The organism is Vibrio sp. 2130-1 (assembly GCF_033339515.1).
The window spans coordinates 1-643 of the sequence record NZ_JAWOUT010000377.1; the positions used below are offsets into that span (position 1 = coordinate 1).

The following is a 643-nucleotide window of genomic DNA, read 5'->3' on the forward strand; positions in this document are numbered from 1 at the left end:
TAAACGGCATCATTTTCTTATTGGAAAGTTGTGTCGCGAGCAGTTCATGTTCATAGGTCTGAGTTGGGTGTGGTTTTCCTTCACTTTTCTTAGTGATATCTCTACGCCCTGTTGCCACTTTTTTTCTTGGAGGTTCAAATAGTTGCGGCATGTCAATCTGCAAGCCGAGCGCCAATGTTTGCATGGCTTGGAACGTAGGAGAAATCTGTTCGTTTTCAATCTTACTTAGCGTAGAACGCGCAAGTCCAGTACGATGACTCGCCTCTTCTAACGTAATGCCCAACTTAGAACGGATATCCTTAATGCGCTGACCAAGCTTTAACGGCTCGATATTTTGATCATTTTGTTCTTTCGCCAACGTCATCGACGGGTATTCATCGTAAATACTTTCTGCCATAAATCCCTCTATAAATATCCTTATTTCTCTCCTACTAGCATTGTGCATGAACCCTATAATGGATAAAAGTGCACCACGTTAATTAAAGCGTGCTCTTGTTAACAAAACTAGAAATCTTGTTTCTTATAGGAAATTTTTGGTTGATTGTTCCCGCCTCAAGCGCTATGTTACCAACTTGTTAGATGTAGAGATGCAAATTTCCGTAAGAGATTGAAGAAGAAAAAGCACAATCCGACGGAGTTTTCG

1 protein-coding gene is annotated in these 643 nt (G+C 40.9%); it reads right to left on the reverse strand.

The genetic code is table 11. The features are described 5' to 3' along the window. Positions 1-397: helix-turn-helix transcriptional regulator (locus tag R7Q09_RS26330; RefSeq protein WP_318143964.1), on the reverse strand; the 397-nt coding region annotated here is incomplete at its 3' end. Positions 398-643 lie beyond the last annotated feature (246 nt).